This is a genomic window from Flavobacterium aquicola (assembly GCF_003385115.1).
GTDB lineage: Bacteria > Bacteroidota > Bacteroidia > Flavobacteriales > Flavobacteriaceae > Flavobacterium > Flavobacterium aquicola.
The window spans coordinates 45,600-66,282 of the sequence record NZ_QUNI01000014.1 but is presented as its reverse complement, the minus strand read 5'-3'; the positions used below and the strand labels follow the sequence as shown (position 1 = coordinate 66,282).

Sequence of the window (20,683 nt, the reverse complement as noted above, 5' to 3'; positions counted from 1 at the left end):
TAAGCAGTAAGTTATTAGTTTTTTATAATCCATTTTTGTCTGATGAGAAATTAAATTTATTGTGTTGTTTAATAAATGTTTATGTGTAAATCTAGTGTGTTTAAACATATTATTTTGCATTTTTGTAGTAAAAAACTAATACAAATTCTGTTCGATATGTTAAATTCTCTCATCAACCTGTTTTTTCCAAAGGTCTGTGCCGGCTGTAAATCATTTATAAGTGGTAACGAATACATAATCTGTACGGTCTGCCGACATGAACTGCCTTTGACTAAACATCATTTAAATCCCGAAAATGAAGCTTTCAAAAAGTTTTACGGCAGGGTTGAGGTTGAACATGCTTCGGCATTTTTATATTTCCATAAAAAAGGAATGGTACAGGAAATGATTCATGGATTGAAATACAAAGGTCATGAAGAAATTGGCAGTTTTTTGGGCGAATGGTATGCCTCCGATTTGAAAGACAATTCCATAATGAATAATGTGGATGCAATTATTCCGGTGCCATTGCACAAAAAAAGAATGAAAGAACGGGGTTATAATCAGGTTACAAATTTCGGGGTGGCTTTGTCAGAGAATTTTAAAATTCCTCTGAATGATTCCATTTTAAAGCGAAAAGTATATTCCAAAACACAATCGAAGAAAAACCTTTTGGGAAGAATGGAAGGAATCGAAACTGTTTTTGATGTTTCTTTTTCTGAAAAAGATGCCAATAAACATTATCTGTTAATTGATGATGTACTCACCACGGGAGCCACTCTTGAAGCCTGCTCCAAAGCGTTACTGAAAATTCCAGGAACGAAGATCAGCATAATCTGTATGGCGATGGCGCACTCTTGATTTTTATCCTAAAAGGTCTCCAAGACCTGTTAGGTATTAATTCAGAAAGTCTTATTAAATTATCAATTACACCTAACAGGTTTTGGAAACCTGTTAGGAGATGTTATGAAAAACAGAATTTCTCACTTATTATAAAGTTCTTGTAGATTTCGTGAGGGATAGGAGCTAGCTACCGAAGTAGCGCGGATAGCCCGACAGCATCCCGATGAAAGGGCGTATAACCGTAAAGAAAGTTTTGCCCTTTTATCGGGATGGTGGCACGCCCAAATACTATTCAATTCAAATCTATTTTTGAACATAGGTCTTGAAATACCCGCATTCGTTGATGATTTCCTTATAATATTTGGTCTTAGAGTAATTTGCTTTTATGTTTTTAAAGCCTTGCCAAGCAATAAAATTGGTCTGGTCGTCCTGAATGTCCCAAGTTGATAAATTGAGCGAATAATACTTTTTGTTATAATAATCGTTACGCTCGCATTTGGCAATCATGTATTGGGTTTTGGCTTTTTGCTCGCTGTTTTTGGCCGATGCAAATGCTTTTTGATAGTAGGTTTTCGCCAAAGAGCAGTTGGTAATCATATTGCTGATCGGGGCTCTAAAATAATCAGGACTGGAGCCATATCCGGCAATATTTCCTTCATGAAATACACGGCCGTTGCCAAAATGCGTGATGTTGTAAAAAGCATTTCCGAGTATTCCACTGTTTGTGTAGACATCACTTTGTTTGGCAATATTATCCTGCATTTTCTGAATAATCGTAAGAAAATCCAACATGGTGTATTTCTTTTTCTGAGGTGCTTGATGATCGCAGTCGTGGCAGTCTTTGATATTTCCAAGGAATGGATTTCCATAAAAAACAGTGTTTTGGAGTTTATCCGATTGTTTCATGAAAGCGATAGCCTCGGGAATTTTGTTCTCGAAAGTGGCTTTGACCGCCTGAAAATAATTAATGTCAGCCAGTTTTACAGTATAGATAGAAGCACCAATTTTTTCGATTTCGGTTTTGTTGGTTTTTGATAAAAAAGCCTTCATGTCGAGCAGCTGTTTTTCATTGTCATAAAAACCAGAATCATGGTTAAAAATCTCAGCCATTACCGTATTTTTTTGTGAACGGTATAATGCTGCCAAATAGTTTTGGCTCCAAGCCGTAGCATTTTCGTAACGGAAATTATCAATCGGGTTTTTAGGCAGTTCCTGATACAGCCAAGATAAATCGCTAAGTATTGTTTTTTCGTTTTCGGGAGTTAACTGATCTATTTTGCTGAGGTTGTTGACTAATTTTAGCAAGCGGACCTGACTAACTGCTAAAGGTGTTTTTGGCATTTTGTTTTCGGCTTCATCAAAATCTTTGTCGGCTTGTTTGAAATTTCCATTTAAAGTTTCTAGATAACCTGCTGCAATATTCCATAAATACGGCTGTGCAGTTTTATTGGACTGTGCAATTTTGGTAACCAAATTAATAGTTGATTTACGAATGCTGTCTTTGGTTGTTTTTTTGTTTTGAAGTACAGTTTTGTCTTTGAAAGATTTATCAATTTTGTTTTCCTGATTGTTGATTAATCGGGTTAATAAATAATCGATATGCGGGCTTTTTGGCTCTACCTTATAGATTTCAGCAATGGCTTTTTCTTCGTCATTATAATATCCTTGTAATGCCCAAAGCGCAGCTTTTTCTTCATCGTTTTTAGCCATTTTTAAAGATTCTTTCCAGTCTTTTTCCTCCTTAGGATGAAAACAATAGGCCGAAACCACACGCATTGCAGGACATTTATCGAATACTTTGCTGTACAGATAATTAGATTTGGCATAATTTTTCTGCCTGTATTCAATTCCAGCCAAATAGGCTAATGCTCTGTAATACAAAGTGTTTTTTGGAACAGATTTCTCGGTTTGATTAAAGAAAGTAATTCCGTTTGCAGGTTTGTCACTGTAAAAATCAGCTTTTACAGTCAAAAACCAATATCTGTTTTTTATGAAAGGATCTTTGGTGTCGTTGTATTTTTGTTCCAATGTTTTAATCCATTTTGGGTCGGAGATGACTTGGTTTTTTATAGTTTCGTCATAACTCCAAGAATCAAATCGCTGTGTAGAATAAGTTTCAACTGTTTGGGCATCATTTAAAAAGAATAGAAAGTCCTTGGTTTTGGCATCATCTAACTTTATTTTTTTGCTCCATTTTTCAGATGTTTTATTTGGCTTTCCTTTTTTGTAATACATATACAAATTGGAAACATCCGCACTGCTGGAATCGGTCAGGAAAAATGTTAAGTCTTTTTCGCTGATTCGGTCTTCCAGATAAACTGACCAGTCTTTGATATTTTCGCTGTTAAATCTGGTAAGATGTTCGGTATCGAAACCTATTCCGTAAAAAACATCGGAGGATAAAAACAGAGGGGAATAAGACTTGTCTACAAAAGTTTCAGGAGTAAAATTGGAGTCGAATGACCATCCCCAATCACCATCCGAACAGGCGTAAATAGTTCCGTAAACTAAAAGTGTCAGAGCACTAAAAGCAATCAATAACTTCTTTAAAAAGGTCTTTTTCATAGTTTTTTAAATTGAATTCGTCTAAATCATAAAAGATTATTTCCTTCGGATTTTGAATTGTATTTTCTTCCAGATCATCTGCCATTTCGAGCAAATCATCTTTGGATATGGATTCTATTTTCAATTGATCGTTTTCCTTGTAAAAAACACCTTCTGCAAAAATGGATTTTTTTACGGTAAACCAATTCTCTTTTGTAGAAACAAAACTATTGTTATTTTTTAGTTTATTGACATCAATTTTGTTTCTAAGACCAATTATTTTTCCGTCCCGAATGTGAACTCCCCAAGAATAAATAGGCAGGGCAATGTTTATGGGCAATGGATAATTTTGCAGACTCGATAAATAGCGTTTTGCGATGTTTCTGTCGTAGATTGAATTCAGGGAATCAGAAGCTATTTTACCCATATTGTAATACATCAGAACGCCTCGCTCTACGTTTGGGATTTTGGTTTTTTCGAAATATTTTATCTGATGTAATCGTATAGTAGCAGAGAGTTTTTTGCTGGAAATTTTCTTGAAAGCGTCAATAAATCGTAAATAATTGTCTTTGCTTTCCAGCGTCCAGTCACAATCGATCTGGATTTCCTGAACTGAAATATTGTTTTTGGAATTAATCTGCTTTATGAAACTGTCTGTTTTTTGAGCCAAATCAATCACATTTAAATTTTTGTCCAGCATCACTTTGTTTTTTATATACACCACTGGAATAATTTCAAAGCTAGAAGCTGAATCCTCAAAACGAATTGGAGTTCTTGGAAATGGTTTTTGGCTTTGCCCGATCAAATCAATATCAAAATACCGAATGTAAATCCGCTTGACCTGATTGTCGGTCAGTGTATTTTTTTCTTTTGGCGAAAGCCTAAAAATGGTTTTCCAATAATAAAAGGAAATTGCAGGCTCTTCCTGATGCTGACAGGAAATAAAGAGACAGAATAGGATGCCAAAAAGAATTGTTTTTTTCAAAAGAGAAGCGGTTTGGGATGAATTACTCTTTTCTATTTTTGGCTCGATGATACGTCCAATAAGCCAATAAAACCAAAATCACAAATGGCAGGTACGAGCCAATAAGAACGCCTATCTGATAGCCTGCATCTGGAGCATTTTTAATTTTTTCTTCAACATTTACCTTTTGAAGCAATAGAATTACGGCTGTCATTTTTATTTAATTAAAGCATTTTTTGTAAAATCGGAGAGGACTAATCTGCCGGAAATTGAGGCTCTTTCTTTTAATAATTTGTCCCAATGTGCTGTTCCTTCCCAAAATATTTTTTTCATTTCAGAAAGAGCTTCTGGATTGTAACCCGCCAGTTTTTTGGAGAAAACGTCAACTTCCAAGTCAAGTTCTTCTTTTGTTTCCAGAACTTTAGAATATAATCCTTTTTGTAAAGCCCAAGAAGCTGTTTTCCATTCGTGTGCGGATAAAGTCATTTCGGACATTGCCGTTTTTCCTATCTTTCTGCTTACGGCAGGTTCTATCACAAAAGGCCCAATACCAATTGCTAATTCGGATAATTTAATACTGCTTTCCAGATTCGCCAAAGCATAATCGCAGGCAGCAATAATACCAACGCCTCCGCCAACAGCCTTACCTTGAATGCGTCCTATAATTATTTTTTTGCAGGAACGCATTGCATTAATCAAATTGGCAAAACCAGAAAAAAAACGGGTTCCTTCTTCAAGCGTGCTGACTGCTAATAATTCGTCAAAAGAGGCTCCCGCGCAAAAAGTACTTGTTCCTTCGCTTTTCAAAATAATCACCGAAACTTCTTCGTTATCGCTCAAATAAGTAAGCTCATTTGTCAATCGGTCCAGTAATACTCTGGGAAAAGAGTTACTCGCGGGATGTCCAAACTGCACTGTAGCTATTTTGTTTTCGATGACTGTTAAGAGTGTTCCGTTTTTATCAGATGGCAGCATAAGGTGTATTTTGATGTAAAGTTAAAAAAGTAACCGAAGCAAATGGTATTATTTTTGGATTTGCACAGCAATATGTCCAAATTGTAAAATGGAACACGGATGACACAGATAAAACAGATTAAGGCGGATTTATTTATTTGATGCATTAAAAATTTGTACCGAAATCTGTGATAATCTGTTTTATCCGTGTCATCTGTGGCTAATTAAATCGTTCACTGCAAATGCACAGTTAGATTTGAATAATAGTCTTTTTGAAATTTGCATATTCTTATTTTTATATGTTATATTTGCGCCATCGATCGGGGGATTAGCTCATTTGGCTAGAGTGTCCCGATTGGATCGGGAAGGTTACCTGTTCAGAAATAAAATAAATATTGGGGGATTAGCTCATTTGGCTAGAGCGCTTGCCTGGCAGGCAAGAGGTGACCGGTTCGAATCCGGTATTCTCCACAAAAGACTCAAACAATATTTGGGTCTTTTTTTTGCTTAAATTTTATTTGTATTTTGGTTTGTTTTTTGAAAGAAATTTAAACCAACATCTATGTTTTATACTTATATTATTTACTCCGCAATTCTTAATAAATATTACATAGGTTCTTGTCAGGATGTTACTCAGCGTCTTCAAGATCATTTGAATAGCAGAAGTAAATACACAAAAGTTGCTAAAGATTGGGAATTGAAATATTTTGAAACTTTTGATACCAGAAGTGAGGCTTGTCAAAGGGAATTACAAATCAAAAAAATGAAGAGCAGAAAATATATTGAAAGTTTGATTTCAAATAAGAGCTAGAGTGTCCCGATGACAATCGGGAAGGTGACCGGTTCGAATCCGGTATTCTCCACACATTAACCCAAACATTGTTTGGGTTTTTTTATACCCTTTCTTGAAAAACAAAAGCCTGTAATATCTTCAGTAAAACATTCCTGTTGTCTATAAATTTTAGTTTTTATTAAGTTAAAATGAATTTTTAGCTTTAATTTCTCAAAAAACTTCCCTTATTTTGTTAGGTACTTAACCTAATTTTAAAATGAAAAAAATCCTATTTCTGATGGCTGTATCAACTTCAATGGCTTCTTTGGGGCAGACCCAAAAATCAACTCCAATAACGTATCCCAAAACAGCAAAAGGCGAAACAGTCGATGTGTATTTTGATACCAAAGTAAGTGATCCGTACCGCTGGCTCGAAGACGACAGATCAGCCGAAACTGCTGCTTGGGTAAAAGAACAGAACAAAGTTACTTATGATTATCTGTCCAAAATCTCTTTTAGAGAAGCTTTGAAATCAAGGCTCGAGAAACTTTGGAACTACGAAAAAATAAGCGCTCCATTCAAGGAAGGGAATTTCATCTATTATTACAAAAACAACGGAAGACAAAACCAGTCGGTTTTATATCGCAAAGATGCCAAAGGCAAAGAAGAAATCTTCTTGGATCCAAATACTTTTTCAAAATTAGGAACCACTTCATTGGGCGGCGTAAATTTTTCCGAAGACGGTTCGAAAGTAGCTTACTCCATTTCTGAGGGCGGAAGCGACTGGAGAAAAGTAATTCTGATCGATGTTTTCAGTTTCAAAAAACTGGAAGATACTTTGGTCGATATCAAATTTAGCGGTGTGTCCTGGAAAGGAAATGAAGGATTTTATTACTCCAGTTATGACAAGCCAAAAGGAAGCGAACTGTCGGCCAAAACCGATCAGCACAAATTATATTACCACAAATTAGGCACGCCGCAAAAAGACGATCAGGTTATTTTTGGCGCAGACCAAAAACGCCGTTATGTAGGCGGTTATGTTACCGAAGACAATCATTATTTGGTAATCACGGCGTCTAATGCGACTTATGGAAACGAACTTTACATTCAGGATTTGACCAAGCCTGACAGCCCTATTGTAACGATAGTTGATAATTTCAATAGCGACAGCAGTATTATAGAAACCGAAGGCAGTAAATTGTTCATAGAAACCGATTGGAATGCGCCCAACAAACGTATCGTGAGTGTGGATTTCAGCAGTCCAAAACCCGAAAACTGGAAAGACGTAATTCCCGAAACCGAAAATGTTTTGACACCAACCACGGGTGCCGGCTACATTTTTGCCAATTATATGAAAGATGCCGTTTCGATTGTCAAGCAATACGATTACACGGGCAAATTAGTACGCGAAATTCAATTGCCAGGATTAGGAACAGCTTCAGGATTTGGCAGTAAAAAAGAAGAAAAAACACTTTATTATTCGTTTACCAATTACGTAACAGCGGGAACGATTTATTCATTCGAACCAAAATCTGGAAAATCGGCAGTTTATGATAAACCAAAAGTAGATTTCAAAAGCGAAAATTATGTTTCATCCCAAGTTTTTTACACTTCTAAGGACGGTACAAAAATCCCAATGATCATCACTCACAAAAAAGGGCTGAAACTTGACGGAAAGAATCCAACAATCCTTTATGGTTACGGCGGTTTCAACGTTAGCTTGACGCCTGCTTTTAGCGTTTCCAATGCAGTCTGGATGGAAAACGGCGGAATTTATGCAGTTGCCAATCTTCGCGGTGGCGGGGAATACGGCAAAAAATGGCACGATGCAGGGACCAAAATGCAGAAACAAAATGTCTTTGATGATTTTATCGCTGCAGCTGAATATCTGATTGCTAAAAAATATACTTCTTCCAGTTTCCTTGCCATTCGCGGCGGATCCAACGGCGGATTATTGGTAGGAGCTGTCATGACACAGCGTCCCGATTTGATGAAAGTCGCCCTGCCGGCCGTGGGCGTGATGGACATGCTGCGCTACCACACCTTTACCTCAGGCGCTGGCTGGGCTTTCGATTACGGAACCTCAGCAGACAGCAAAGAAATGTTCGAATACATCAAAGGATATTCACCGGTTGCCAATGTAAAATCGGGCGTGCAGTATCCCGCGACTATGGTTACGACGGGCGATCACGACGACAGGGTAGTTCCGGCGCACAGTTTCAAATTCGCTGCTGAGTTACAGGAAAAACAGTCAGGAACCAACCCGGTTTTAATCCGAATCGATATTAACGCAGGCCACGGAGCAGGAAAATCACTGGCAGCAACCATTCAGGAAAGCTGCGACATTCAGGCCTTCACCCTTTATAACATGGGATTCACAGCATTGCCAAAATAAGCTGTAGGTAATAGTTAGGAGCTTAATCCTGCTGTACGCTGCAAGCTTTTTCATAAAACTGCCATTTTTCTAAAGACAAAAAGGAGCTTCCGCTGGTCGCTCTTTTTGTCCAAGAAAAATGGCATTTTATTTCAAAAGGCTTTTCGCTTCCATCAGGGCTAGGGGAGCAGTTTTCATCAGAAGATATTCCTTTTATATACATCAAGCCACAGCGTGGCGGAATGTTTGTAGAAATTATAAAATTAAGTGATTATAAGCTCCATAGGTGCGAAATACAACTTATAATAATCGATTCAGATTATTATAAGTTGTCTGCGCAAATCCGTTTAATCCGTGTCATCCGCGTTCCTTCAATCGCATATTCCAAATCATAAAAGATTAAATTATCCTCTTTTTAACTTCAAAAAAAGAATAATTCATTAAAAAGTTATGCTTAAAAATGAATTTTCAGCAAACGAAAGTCGTTTCGCTGACGTTTTTCGACCCGTCAAAAACCTAAAATGAAGTTCAAAATCGAAAAATCGACTCCAAAAACAGCCGATTCAAGCCCGATTTTTACATTTTATGGCAAGCGAAATCGATAGAAAGCTCTTGTTATTTATTCTCTAAATAAATTATTGATTTCAGACAAAAATCAGCCTTTTTGAGAGGCTAATTTGTTAAATTTGAGAGTAAAATTAACAACCGCATTTATATGGAAATTGCAAAACCAAACAAATATGAACTGGGAGAAATGCTCCTGGAAATAGGTTCCTTACTCATCGTTGCAGGAGCCAATACCGAACGTGTCAAAGTAACCATCAGCAGGATTGCTGGTGCTTTCTGCTGCAATTCGGATTTAATGATTACCAATCATGCTCTCATGCTCACTTTAACTTATAAAGACAATATCAAAACCTTTACCAGAGTAAAATGGGTGCCCAATATGCATCTTAATTTCAATCTCATTTCCGATATCAGCACCATGAGCTGGAAAATAGTCGAAGAAAAATGGTCTGTGGAGCGCATTAACAACGAAATGAAATTACTGGACCGAAGACCATTATACCCAAGAGCTTTGGTTTTATTTCTGGTTGCTTTGGCAGGAGCCTCATTCTGCAGACTTTTTGGAGGAGGTATGGCCGAAATGATTCTTTGCTTTTTGGGGACTTTTCTAGGCTTGTTTGTAAGACAGGAAACGGTAAAGCTCAAATTCAATTTTTATCTCTGCATCTTTTTTGCGGCTTTAACATCTTCTTTCTTGGTTGGAGCTTATTGGCATTTTAATCCCGATCAAGATTTTATACATGCATTGTCCACCTCAGTCCTGTTTTTGATTCCGGGAGTGCCAATGATCAATTCGTTCTCCGATTTTATTGACGGAAACATATTAAACGGAACCACACGCGGCGTAAATGTCTTGGTCATCGCTTTTGCCATTGCATTGGGATTGATGGTTTCATTATTAATTTTTAATTTACACTAAAATGGATTTCGCATTATTAGAAAAAGGAATTTGGTTAGGATTTGCAGGAATTGGTTTTGGAGCATTGTTCAATGTTCCCCGCCGTACGTTAGCAGCAATTTATATCATGTCGGCTCTTGGAGGATTGTTGAAATTTTATATGATTTCGCTCGAATTCGGATTGGTTTTCGCTGCTTTCTGCGGATCAAGTCTTATCGGTTTTTTAAGTGTTTTGGCAGCACATTATCGCAAAGCACCGCCAATGACATTTTCGCTTCCAGCTTTAATACCTATGATTCCTGGATTTTTTGCCTATAAAGCGATGGTAGGCGTTATGAAATTAACCGCCGAAAAAGATCCGGAAGTGTACTCTACGCTTTTCTTTGAAACCGCAAAAAACGGACTTTCGGCTTGTTTTATCATCTTGGCCTTGTCCGCAGGAGTTGCCATCCCATTGCTCATCGCCCGTAAAGAAACCGTGAAGAGGATTAAAACCGATAAAGTTTTAGAAATGCAGCTCGAAAACTTAGAAGAAGAAAATTAGAATAAACCTTTCTATAAATACAAAACGCCAGTCGAAAGATTGGCGTTTTTTTTGGTCGGGACTGAATTTTAAACAATATTTTTTTATAAGAAAAAGAGCAGTTATTCCAATATGGAATAACAACATTAAAGTAAGAATATTGTAATATGGAATATTCAAAAAAAATTCTATGAATGAAAAGAAAATTAATCAATTTATTTCTCACCAATTAGTGAAAGCAAGGGAAGATCTTGGCTATACACAGATGAAAGTGCAGCAAGATAAGATTATCAATCAAAGCAACTTATCTAAAATTGAAAATGGTGTAAAAAACATCGCCGCAGCCAAACTTTTTGTTTTGGCAAATTATTACAAAAAACCTATTGAATACTTTTTTGAGAATGGAAAATAAAAAATTAAATTTTATTGATTTGTTTGCTGGGGCATCGGGTATGTCCGAAGGTTTTATTAAGGCAGGCTTCAATCCAGTCTCTCATATTGAAATGAATCCGGAAGCATGTTTGACAATTAAAACCAGAGCTGCATATCATTATTTAAAATCAAAAAACAATTTAGATTTATATTACAAATACATAAAAAACGAAATCACACAAGAAACTTTTTATAAAGAAATTCCAAACGAAGTCCTCGATTCTGTTATAAATATTGAAATCAACGACGAAACAATTGCAGGTCTTTTTGATAAAATAAAGCAGTCAAAAAAGCAAATTGACTTAATCATTGGCGGACCTCCATGTCAGGCCTATTCGCTATTAAGAAGGCATCAGGAAGATATTGAAAAAGACCCAAGAAATAAGCTATACATCCAATACGGAAGATTTTTAAAAGAATTCAAGCCAAAAGCATTCGTTTTTGAAAATGTTCCAGGATTATTAACTGCTAATAAAGGCGAACATTTTAAAAATCTAAAAGCATATTTTAGAAGACTCGGTTACGAAGTTCATCATGACACTCTAATCGCATCAGATTTTGGAGTTTTACAGGCTCGTAAAAGAATTATAATTGTTGGCTGGAAAAAAGAAAAAGATTTTGGATTTCCTGAGTTCGAGAAAATAATCCAAACATATAAAGTGAATGATGCTTTTCAGGATTTGCCTAAATTAAAGCCAGGACAAAGTTTTATAACAGCAAAATACACAGAAAGTAAGAATGAATACCTTGAGAAATTTGAATTGCGTAATGGTGTCGATTTTGTAACACAACACATTTCAAGACCTCATAATACAAGAGATTTAGCTATTTATAAAACAGCTATTCAAAAATGGAATAAAGGAAAAGAACGATTAAAATATCCAGATCTGCCAGAAGAATTAAAAACACATAAAAACGAAAGTTCTTTTACAGATAGATACAAAGTAGTTGACGGTTTAGGAGTTTCCCATACAGTGGTCGCACATATCGCTAAAGATGGTCATTATTATATTCATCCAGATGTGAAACAATGTCGCTCAATTTCTGTCCGAGAGGCTGCAAGACTGCAGTCATTTCCTGATGATTTTTATTTTGAAGGTTCACGCTCAGCAGCATTTAAACAAATTGGAAATGCTGTTCCACCATTAATGGCAAATGCTATTGCTAAAAAAATAAAAGAATTATTACAATGGATTTAAAATCACAAAAAAACTTTTTTCAGCCAAGAGCTAGATTATTACTACAGTTAGGTGATAAGTTGATTAAAAATGAAAACATTGCTTTGTTAGAATTAATAAAAAATTCTTATGATGCTGATTCTAGGTGGGCTAAAGTGAAATTAAGAAATGTTGAAGATAAAAATAATGGGTATATTGAGATTCTAGATGAAGGAGAAGGAATGGATATCAAAATTATTGAAGATGTATGGTTGGAACCAGGAAGTGATTATAAAGAAGATTTATTTAGGAAAAGAGTTAGAACCCCTAAATATTTAAGATTACCCATAGGGGAGAAAGGTATTGGAAGATTTGGCGTACATAAATTAGGAAGTAAAATTGAATTGATTTCTAAAAGAAAGGATAAAAATGAAGTTGTAGTAAGAATTGATTGGAATGAATTTGCAAAAAACAAATACTTGAAAGATGCTAAATTTGATGTATTTGAAAGAACTAATCCAGAATATTTTAAAGGGAACAAAACAGGCACAAAAATCATAATTTCCAATTTAAGAAGTGCTTGGGATAAAAAGATGGTCAGAGATTTATACAAATCTGTTTTTACCCTAAATTCTCCTTTTCATAAAACTGGAAAATTTAGTGTCGAAATTGACATTGATAATACAAAATTATTGGATAAAATGCCTGTTTGGGATGATGTTCAAAAATTTTCTCTTTGGCACTTTAAGTGTAAAATAGAAGGTTATGAAATAAAAGAATTTTTATATGAATTTACTCCATGGAATAGTTTAATTGGAATTAAAGGTAGAGAAATAACTGAAAAAGATGATTATATTAAGGATAGGTCTACTTTAGTATATGAGGAGAAAATAAATGGTAAAAAGAAAGAAACTATTTTGAATCTTTCTAAAAATTATGGAGATAGGGAGAATCCTAAAAGTATTGGTTCAATAACTTTCGAAGGATATATTTTTGACAGAGACAAATTAACATTAGATTTAAGTAATCAGCAAGGAATCGCACTACTTAAAGAATACCTCGATGAGCAAGGAGGAATAAGAGTTTATAGGAATAATATCCGAATCAATGAATATGGTGAAAAAGGCAATGATTGGCTCAGTTTAGATTTAAGAAGGGTTAATATACCCGCAAAAAGAGTGAGTAACAATATTATTCTTAGTGTGATTGATTTAGATGAAGAAAATAGTTCTGCATTAATTGAAAAAACAAATCGAGAAGGGTTCATAGAAAATGAAGCTTTCAATGATTTTTGTACTTCAATCCTTTATACATTAAATATTATTGAAACTTTAAGAAAAGATGATAAAGATACTATTAGAAGAAAATTCAATCCGACAGAAAAACAAGAACCTGTAATTAATAGTTTAGGAAAATTAAAAGATTTAGTAGATTCTAAAATTGAAAATGAATCTTTAAAAATTGAAATAACTAAGCATCTTGTAAAAATAGAAGAAGATTATAATCATATTAATGAAGTACTATTAACTAGTGCGGGTGTTGGTTTGACTATGGGAGTTGGAATCCATGAAGTTCAAAAAGTTATTGCTGAATTAAATTATTTAGTTACAGAAGAATCAGTTCCTGCCAATATATTAAATTTAGTAAAGCATCTTGACGAGCTAATAGAAAATTACAGTGATTTATTCAGACAAGCAAAAAATCAGGAAGAAGATGCCATCAAGTTAATCAATGGAGCTGTTTTTAATGTAGAGTACAGATTAAAAGCCCATAATATCCAATTAATAAAGGATTATCAAAATAGAGCAAGTAGTAAAATTGATTGTAGTAAAAGATTGATGCTCGGTGCAATTGTAAATATAATCGATAATTCAATATATTGGTTAGAAAGAAAAACAAAAAAAAATGATGTTAGTAACTCAAAATTTGAGAAAAAGATTTTAATAGAACTTTATAATAATGAAAGTTATGTTGATATTTTAATTGCTGATAATGGATTTGGATTTGGACTACCAATACATCAACTTACAAAACCATTTGTTAGCGATAAGACTTCAGGAATGGGTTTAGGATTACATATAGTTAGTGAGGTAATGAAAGTACAAAAAGGACAAATTTTATTTCCAGAAATTGGTGAATATGATTTAGACGAAGAGTTTGAAAATGGAGCTGTAGTAGTTCTTAGGTTGAACAAAAAGAAATTATAGCATGATTCTACCAACAAATGGGAAAGTGGTGATTTTTGATGATAAATATGATGAAGTAAAGAGCTTGCTTAAAGCTCTTAGTAAGCAAAAAATACCTTATTTGTATTATCAATCGGAAGATGGAGATGATTTGCCTGACAATCCAGTTGAGAATATTAGATTAATTTTTTTAGATTTAGAACTAGTTGTAGACAGTAAAGCTACTGATCAAAATATAATATCAGCAATTTATGCTAGGCTTTCTAGAGTCATAGAACCAAATAGTAATTATATCTTAGTATATTGGAGTACAAAACAAGAGAAATATGGAGAAGCAGTAGAAGCTGCTTTTAATGATGGCTTAAAAGAATTTAAGCCAATTCTTAGTATTAGTTTAGATAAAATAGCAACTAAGAATTCCGAAGACCCTATTCAATTTATTATTGATAATATTAAAGAGAATGCTGAGGATTTTAAAGTTTTAAAAGTTTTTTCTTTTTGGGAAAATTTAGTTAATAATTCTTCAGGTAACTTAATTAATAATTTTGTCAATTTTATAAATAAAGATGAAAAATGGGATGATATCGCTAAATTTTTACTTTACAAATTAGCAATTGCACATGGAGGGAAAGAAGTAATTGCTCTCAATGAAATGGAGAAAATAAAGAATTCTTTTTATACCCTAAACCACACTTTTATTGATACTCTCGAAAGCTCAATTATTAAATCTTTGGATGATAAAGAGGAAGAATTTACAGGTGTAATTTCAGATGTAGGAGATGATACATTTACTACTCTCATCAACAAAAAACTATTAATATCTGAAGACATTTTTTCAGGAGACATACCAGGTTCAATAATTTTTGTTGATGATGACATCAAAATAGAAAAAGAATCGGTACAGTTAGAACTTGAAAAAACTACACAGAACGAAAAAATTCCTGCCGAAAAAAGAGATGCTGCAATAGCTAATGCTGAAAAAAAAGCAAATGAAAAAAATGAAAAATTGAATTTTAAAGTTTTGGCTTTAAAAACAAATTATAACAATATAGTAAATTCAATACTAAGAGCTGAAACCAGAAAATTTCATGCTGACATAATTCAAAATTCTATAAAAATTGAATTAAATATTTCGCCAATTTGTGATTATGCTCAACAAAAAATGCCTTGCTGTCGAATTTTACCAGGCCTTTTAATAAAAAAAGAATACGAAATCGAAAAAGGCAACTCTTTTAATTATATTTCTGATGCTACAATTAGTCTAAATGAAGTAGATTATTTATTTGTTTTTGATTTTAAATTTTTATACTCAATTCCAAATCATGTAGCCAAAAAAAGAACTTCAAAATATAAATTAAGACAACAATTATTGGCTGACCTTCAAGTTAAACTTGGAAGTCATATAAATAGAGCTGGAGTTTTATATCTTTAAAAAAACATTGACCATATTAGGTTTTAAAATTTTTAATTTGGGTCAATTCAATAAGTTGTTACGCCATGGACAATCTAACTTCATTACAGCGTTCCAAAAACATGAGTGTCATTCGCAGCACAAATACTAAAGCCGAAGTACGTTTGGCCAAAGCGTTATGGCATATAGGATTACGTTACCGAAAAAACAATAAAAAAGTTTTTGGCTGTCCAGATTTGACTTTTAGAAATCTAAAAATTGCCATTTTTGTTGATGGCGAATTCTTTCACGGTAAAGATTGGGAAACCAGAAAAAAACCAAAAACCAATTCAGAATATTGGATCAAAAAGATTGAACGAAATATACAGCGTGATCTTGAAGTCAATCATTATTTAGAATCTCACAATTGGAAAGTCTTACGTTTTTGGAGCAATGAGATTAAAAAGAATCTAGGTGCTTGTGTTTCGGAAATTCTGAATACTATTAATTACAGGACGCAGCAATTAATGAAGATTCCTCCTTCATGGGGATAAAAAAAAGAACTTTTTTCTTTCATAATCTTTTACTAAAACGGAGCTGTTTTAGGGAATAATTTTTAACTTTGAGAAAAGCATTAAAAATTAATAAATTCAATATAATGAAAGTACAAATTAACACCGACAAGAATATAGAAGGAAGCGAAAGATTGGAATCTTATTTCTCTAGTGAAGTATCAAGAGTATTATCTCGTTTTGATGATAAAGTGACACGTATCGAAGTGCATTTTGGTGATGAAAACAGTGCTAAATCAGGTTTTGGCGATAAACGCTGCGTTATTGAAGCACGTCCTGCCAATATGCAGCCGATAGCCGTTACAGAGCACGCCGATTCTATAGAGAAAGCCTTCAACGGAGCTTTGGATAAAATCAAAAAAGTACTTAACACTACATTCGATAAGCAGAAAGCGCATTAAGCAAATTCATAAACATATAAAAATTAGGCTGTCTTTTGGGACAGCCTTTTTTGATTATAGAAAAAACCACTTTTTTCTGCTTTTCTTTTTCTTCTCTTTTTCAGGAGTCTCTTTCTCAGATTTTGTTTTCTTCTTGGGAGCTAACAATTTCTTTTTGGTTTTAAGGCGTTTTTCGGTTTCTTCTATTTCCTGTAAATTGTCGTTGGCAGTTATCAAAAGTTTGATTTCCTTTAGCAGTTTCAATGCCAAAATGACTTCCTGCTGTTTTTCTAACAGCGTCACTTTTTTGAGCTGTATCGCAGTTTTGTCTGTTCCTTTTAGGGTCAAGGCAAAATCAATTAACTTCGATGCTTCTTCATAATCTTCATTCCAAAGCAAGGCATCCAAATAATAAGGATACACTGCAACCGCATGAATATTGATGGCCAGTGCTTCCTGAAAGTAGCGTTTGGCTTCCTCATAATCCTGTAACTGCTCCGATTGTACTCTGCCGTATAAACAGAGTGCCGTAGTGTCTTTTTCGTTATAAGACAAGGCATAATCCAATGATTCTATAGTTCCTTCGAGCCAGTACGGATAATTGTCCAATGCCTGAAAAATATATTTATCTGCTGTTTTCATTTTGTTTTAAAATTTAGCATCACGGCCGGATTTATTCGGTGTCGTGATTTAGTTGCTGTTTTAATTTTTGTCTTTCGGATTTGTAGCTTTTGACTACTTTTTCATTTTTAAAATCAGATCCGGTAAATGTTCTCGTTGGATTTCCTCTGGCCACATTCAGTTGATTTTCCCATTGATTATTGACCTGTTTTTTAATCATTTCCAATTCAAAAACCTTGAATTTTTCGAGCAGTCTTTCGGTCGCCAGTTTTTTGTTTTGGTGCTGCGAACGCGAATCCATAGCGACAGTGCTCAATCCTGTGGACACATGTGTAGCGCGAATGGCCGAGCTTACCTTGTTGACATGCTGTCCGCCCGCACCAGAACTCCGCATCGCCTGATATTGTATATCTTTTTCAGAAATAGACTTTATGGCCAAAGCATCCATTTCGAAAATGCCGATAAACCAATTTTTCCTTTTGTGCATTTTCCTGAAACTGCTTTGCCCAATCCATTGGATAGTTCCTTTCCAGGAGTTCACAAACTCGATTACTGTTTTTCCTTTCAACAGAATCAAAGCAGTTAAAACCGTTCCGTTTTCAGTTCCAGCTTCCCGCTGTAAAACAGTAGCTTCAATCTGGCTGTGCTGTGCTTCGTCCAATATTTTTTTAAGCACTTGGGCAACCACCCAAGTGCATTCCGCAGGACCTCGTCCTGCCGTTATTTGAATTATTTTTTCCATGCTTTAATTTTTTATCGGTCCATACGGACAATTTTTGGCGTAAACGTGCCTAATACAGTAACTAGTTCTGTCTGCAGCGCCATCACTTTGTGAATGTCTTTGTATGCCATCGGAGCTTCGTCAACATTGCCTCCAATCAGTGAAACATCATGGTTTTTCAATGTTTTTTTAATTTCGCTTGGCGTAAAAGTGCTTTTGCATTTGGCTCTCGAAAACAATCTTCCCGCTCCGTGTGAAGCCGAATTTAATGATTCAGGATTTCCTTTTCCCATAACTACAAATCCCGGTGCGGTCATAGATCCCGGAATAATACCCAGCTGACCTTCGTGTGCAGGGGTAGCACCTTTTCTGTGAACAATGCATTCTTTTCCGTTTACCATTTCTTTCCAGGCAAAATTGTGATGATTTTCGATAGTAACGACCACTCTTTTGCCAATGGCTTTTGCCACTCTTCGGTGAATATCGTCGTGACAGGCTTTGGCATAATCTCCGGCCAAATTCATCGCCAGCCAATATTCCTGACCGTCATGTGTGTTTAGATCAAGCCAGGCTAGATGCTGTACATTCTTTGGCAGCGGACATTGCTTACCAGCCAGATAGGTGTAATGTTTTGCAATATTGGCACCCATCCCGCGGGAACCGCTATGTGATAAAACACAAAAATAATTGCCAGATTCCAGTTTCCATTCCGGCAGAACGGTGTCCAGCTGAACAGTTCCAAATTCCACAAAATGGTTGCCGCCACCCGAGGTTCCTAATTGTTTGTAAGCCTTAGAAAGCAATCCTTTAAGCAATGGAATATCCTGAAACTCCGATCGGCTGAAAACTTCATGATCGGCCTTGTTAGCGTGTGTTTCGTTCATTCCAAATTTGGTATGCTCTTTTAAAATCGCCTGCAGCTGATGGTCTTTTCCTTTGATAAAAGAAGCTGGCAGGTCAAATATGGATAAACTCATTCGGCATCCAATATCGACACCAACGCCATACGGAATAACCGCATTGTCAGTTGCCAAAACACCGCCAATTGGCAATCCATAACCAGAATGTGCATCGGGCATTAAAGCGCCTGCGACAGAAATTGGCAGTTTTAAAGAATCATACAATTGAAACTTCGCCTGTTCATCGATTTCATTTTCTCCAAAAATAGAGAACGGCGCACGTGTAGTCTGGAGCTGATGCATTCTAACCACGACAGGATTAATAAGGCCTTCGGCTACTTTTCCCCAAGTGCCGTCATTTTTATAATTCTCCGGATGGAGCAAAACATCTTTGGCTTCATTGATGATACGCTCTTTTTTTTCTTTTTTTCGGTATCTGCTTATCTGCCCTAAAGCGATATTGATACTGTTATTTTTTGGGAAGCCTAATTTTATTAGGTCTCTTCCCGATAATTTATTTCCCATAAATTTTTTATTGTTGACTTGAGTTCGATTATTGTTTTTTGGAGCGGAAACATTAGGCATTTTCAGCCAGCATTAGTCCCGCTTTCCGTTACAATCTTGTGGACTGAACCCCAGTCCACAAGGATTTTCACTACAATCGGGGCTAAAAGCAGACATTTTGTTTTTTTGCCATCATTCCCGAAAGAGAAAAATTAAATCGAATTTCGTTTTATTGTTCGTTTTGTTTGTAGCGCTGCAAATCGCCAATCTGAAATACAGAAAAGGAAATGTAAGGGCAAAGTATCTTAATCCCGTTTGGGATAAAGTAAGGAGCTGTGTTCGGGAATTTTTTGAGAAGAGTCTAGAATAAAATCAAAAAAGCCCGAATCTAAATTGCTTCGGGCTTTTTCATATAGTATAAAACTGAATTTCTAAGAATGAAATAAACCACGAAGATGCGCTGCACCAATTCCAACTGGTGTGAAGCCTTGTAATGATGATTTGAATACAAACATTGTTCTTCGTTTTTAAAGGGTTAATTATTTTTTCGTGTGCAAAGATTCGAATATAATTTCACAATATCCTAATTTTTTGTTAAAATATTTTTGAAGTAAAATCATTTTTAGCTTTTAAAATGCTGATTTTAAACGAGTTGTTGTGTTTTGATAAAAATAAAAAAGTATAAAAAAATGCCTTAAAGCAATACACTTTAAGGCATTTTTCAGTAAAATTGAGTCAGTTAGTTTTCTTAGAATTGAAAAGCAGCACCTACTTGAAAAACTTGATTCTTTCCTGAAAGACCATCGTAGGTATCATCCAAACCAGAAATATATCGGGCATTTATAGACAATCCAAGAGGAAGATTCAAAGAGGTTCCAAAAGCCCATGAAGGTATGAAGCTGTTTGCATCTGTGAAATCACTATCGTTAACAAGGAATCCAAATTGAGGTCCCGTTTCAAAGCTCAATAGTTTGGCAACATAAACTTTAGCTAAAACAGGCACTGTAAGGTAATCTACCTTAACATCACCCACATTTTCATAATCTGTTGAGAATCCTTCTTGAGAATATTGCACCTCTGGCTGAATAAACAACAGGCTTTTTACTAATGGAATTTCTTTGTAAACACCCACATAAAGCCCTGTTTTGGCATCCGAGTCCCAGCCGTCTGCGTTGATATCTGAGATGTTGACACCCGCTCTAACTCCCCATTTCTGTGCTGAAACAGAATTTGAAACTAACATAATGAATGCGCCGAGCAGTAAGATTTTTAAAGATTTCATATTTTTCGTTTTTTAGATTAAAACCCAGTTAATAGGGTTTGATTAGTTCAAAAGTACTACAAATTTTAATTTTAACATTGGTAAAATTACAAAAGCAACAATTTAAATGATTTCAATTTAA

The 20,683-nt window shown here is 35.1% G+C and carries 20 protein-coding genes and 1 tRNA gene; 12 read left to right on the top strand and 9 right to left on the bottom strand.

Going from position 1 to position 20,683, the window contains the following annotated elements; genetic code table 11:
• Positions 1-156 precede the first annotated feature (156 nt).
• Positions 157-840, top strand: a complete 684-nt coding sequence (locus C8P67_RS18710) for a ComF family protein (protein WP_170141492.1) — start codon at positions 157-159, stop codon at positions 838-840.
• A gap of 285 nt (positions 841-1,125) precedes the next feature.
• Here the strand turns inward: C8P67_RS18710 and C8P67_RS18705 are convergent, their stop codons facing one another.
• The 4 genes from C8P67_RS18705 to C8P67_RS18695 are packed head-to-tail and all read right to left on the bottom strand — an operon-like array spanning position 1,126 to position 5,305.
• Positions 1,126-3,387 carry a hypothetical protein gene (locus C8P67_RS18705; RefSeq protein ID WP_115814710.1) on the bottom strand — a complete coding sequence of 754 codons (2,262 nt, stop codon included), beginning with the start codon at positions 3,385-3,387 and terminating at the stop codon, positions 1,126-1,128.
• Positions 3,347-4,351, bottom strand: coding sequence for a hypothetical protein (locus C8P67_RS18700; RefSeq protein ID WP_115814709.1), 1,005 nt, complete (start codon positions 4,349-4,351; stop codon positions 3,347-3,349). The genes C8P67_RS18705 and C8P67_RS18700 overlap by 41 nt, the downstream gene beginning before the upstream one ends.
• A 22-nt stretch (positions 4,352-4,373) precedes the next feature.
• Entirely contained in the window at positions 4,374-4,544 is a 171-nt protein-coding gene (locus tag C8P67_RS22190; RefSeq protein WP_170141491.1) for a hypothetical protein, read from the bottom strand.
• A gap of 2 nt (positions 4,545-4,546) precedes the next feature.
• Positions 4,547-5,305, bottom strand: coding sequence for an enoyl-CoA hydratase/isomerase family protein (locus C8P67_RS18695; protein ID WP_115814708.1), 759 nt, complete (start codon positions 5,303-5,305; stop codon positions 4,547-4,549).
• Positions 5,306-5,681: 376 nt separating this feature from the next.
• Here C8P67_RS18695 and C8P67_RS18690 point away from each other — a divergent pair.
• From C8P67_RS18690 to C8P67_RS18680, 3 genes are all read left to right on the top strand, one after another.
• Positions 5,682-5,755: transfer RNA gene (locus C8P67_RS18690), tRNA-Ala, on the top strand.
• A gap of 91 nt (positions 5,756-5,846) precedes the next feature.
• Positions 5,847-6,095 (top strand): GIY-YIG nuclease family protein, encoded by a 249-nt coding sequence (locus tag C8P67_RS18685; protein WP_115814707.1) that lies wholly within the window; start codon positions 5,847-5,849, stop codon positions 6,093-6,095.
• Positions 6,096-6,354: 259 nt separating this feature from the next.
• Positions 6,355-8,451, top strand: coding sequence for a prolyl oligopeptidase family serine peptidase (locus C8P67_RS18680; RefSeq protein WP_394338667.1), 2,097 nt, complete (start codon positions 6,355-6,357; stop codon positions 8,449-8,451).
• Between the two features lie 22 nt (positions 8,452-8,473).
• On the opposite strand, the gene C8P67_RS18675 is transcribed toward C8P67_RS18680, so the two are convergent.
• On the bottom strand, positions 8,474-8,656 hold the full coding sequence (locus C8P67_RS18675) for a hypothetical protein (protein ID WP_147298259.1): 183 nt from the start codon (positions 8,654-8,656) through the stop codon (positions 8,474-8,476).
• A 489-nt stretch (positions 8,657-9,145) separates the two neighbouring features.
• Between C8P67_RS18675 and C8P67_RS18670 the strand changes: the two genes are divergently transcribed.
• The 8 genes from C8P67_RS18670 (at position 9,146) to C8P67_RS18635 (ending at position 16,556) form a co-directional block, all read left to right on the top strand.
• A complete protein-coding gene (locus tag C8P67_RS18670) occupies positions 9,146-9,916 on the top strand; it encodes a threonine/serine exporter family protein (RefSeq protein ID WP_115814704.1) in 771 nt (256 codons plus the stop codon).
• Between the two features lies 1 nt (position 9,917).
• Positions 9,918-10,439: a threonine/serine exporter family protein gene (locus C8P67_RS18665; protein WP_115814703.1), complete on the top strand. Its 522-nt coding sequence runs from the start codon at positions 9,918-9,920 to the stop codon at positions 10,437-10,439.
• A gap of 169 nt (positions 10,440-10,608) precedes the next feature.
• Positions 10,609-10,830, top strand: a complete 222-nt coding sequence (locus C8P67_RS18660; protein WP_115814702.1) for a helix-turn-helix domain-containing protein — start codon at positions 10,609-10,611, stop codon at positions 10,828-10,830.
• Positions 10,820-12,049, top strand: coding sequence for a DNA cytosine methyltransferase (locus C8P67_RS18655; protein WP_115814701.1), 1,230 nt, complete (start codon positions 10,820-10,822; stop codon positions 12,047-12,049). Before C8P67_RS18660 ends, C8P67_RS18655 begins: the two co-directional genes overlap by 11 nt.
• Positions 12,040-14,214, top strand: coding sequence for an ATP-binding protein (locus tag C8P67_RS18650; protein WP_115814700.1), 2,175 nt, complete (start codon positions 12,040-12,042; stop codon positions 14,212-14,214). The genes C8P67_RS18655 and C8P67_RS18650 overlap by 10 nt, the downstream gene beginning before the upstream one ends.
• A 1-nt stretch (position 14,215) precedes the next feature.
• Positions 14,216-15,625 (top strand): hypothetical protein, encoded by a 1,410-nt coding sequence (locus C8P67_RS18645; RefSeq protein WP_115814699.1) that lies wholly within the window; start codon positions 14,216-14,218, stop codon positions 15,623-15,625.
• Positions 15,626-15,690: 65 nt separating this feature from the next.
• Positions 15,691-16,137 (top strand): very short patch repair endonuclease, encoded by a 447-nt coding sequence (locus C8P67_RS18640; RefSeq protein ID WP_115814698.1) that lies wholly within the window; start codon positions 15,691-15,693, stop codon positions 16,135-16,137.
• Positions 16,138-16,241: 104 nt separating this feature from the next.
• Complete coding sequence (locus C8P67_RS18635; RefSeq protein ID WP_115814697.1) at positions 16,242-16,556, top strand: HPF/RaiA family ribosome-associated protein; 315 nt, start codon at positions 16,242-16,244, stop codon at positions 16,554-16,556.
• A 54-nt stretch (positions 16,557-16,610) separates the two neighbouring features.
• Here the strand turns inward: C8P67_RS18635 and C8P67_RS18630 are convergent, their stop codons facing one another.
• From C8P67_RS18630 to C8P67_RS18615, 4 genes are all read right to left on the bottom strand, one after another.
• Positions 16,611-17,177 carry a tetratricopeptide repeat protein gene (locus C8P67_RS18630; protein ID WP_115814696.1) on the bottom strand — a complete coding sequence of 189 codons (567 nt, stop codon included), beginning with the start codon at positions 17,175-17,177 and terminating at the stop codon, positions 16,611-16,613.
• A gap of 31 nt (positions 17,178-17,208) precedes the next feature.
• On the bottom strand, positions 17,209-17,898 hold the full coding sequence (gene prfH / locus C8P67_RS18625) for a peptide chain release factor H (protein ID WP_115814695.1): 690 nt from the start codon (positions 17,896-17,898) through the stop codon (positions 17,209-17,211).
• An 11-nt stretch (positions 17,899-17,909) separates the two neighbouring features.
• Positions 17,910-19,301 carry an RtcB family protein gene (locus C8P67_RS18620; RefSeq protein ID WP_115814780.1) on the bottom strand — a complete coding sequence of 464 codons (1,392 nt, stop codon included), beginning with the start codon at positions 19,299-19,301 and terminating at the stop codon, positions 17,910-17,912.
• A 727-nt stretch (positions 19,302-20,028) separates the two neighbouring features.
• Positions 20,029-20,562 carry a porin family protein gene (locus tag C8P67_RS18615; protein WP_115814694.1) on the bottom strand — a complete coding sequence of 178 codons (534 nt, stop codon included), beginning with the start codon at positions 20,560-20,562 and terminating at the stop codon, positions 20,029-20,031.
• Between the last annotated feature and the right edge of the window lie 121 nt (positions 20,563-20,683).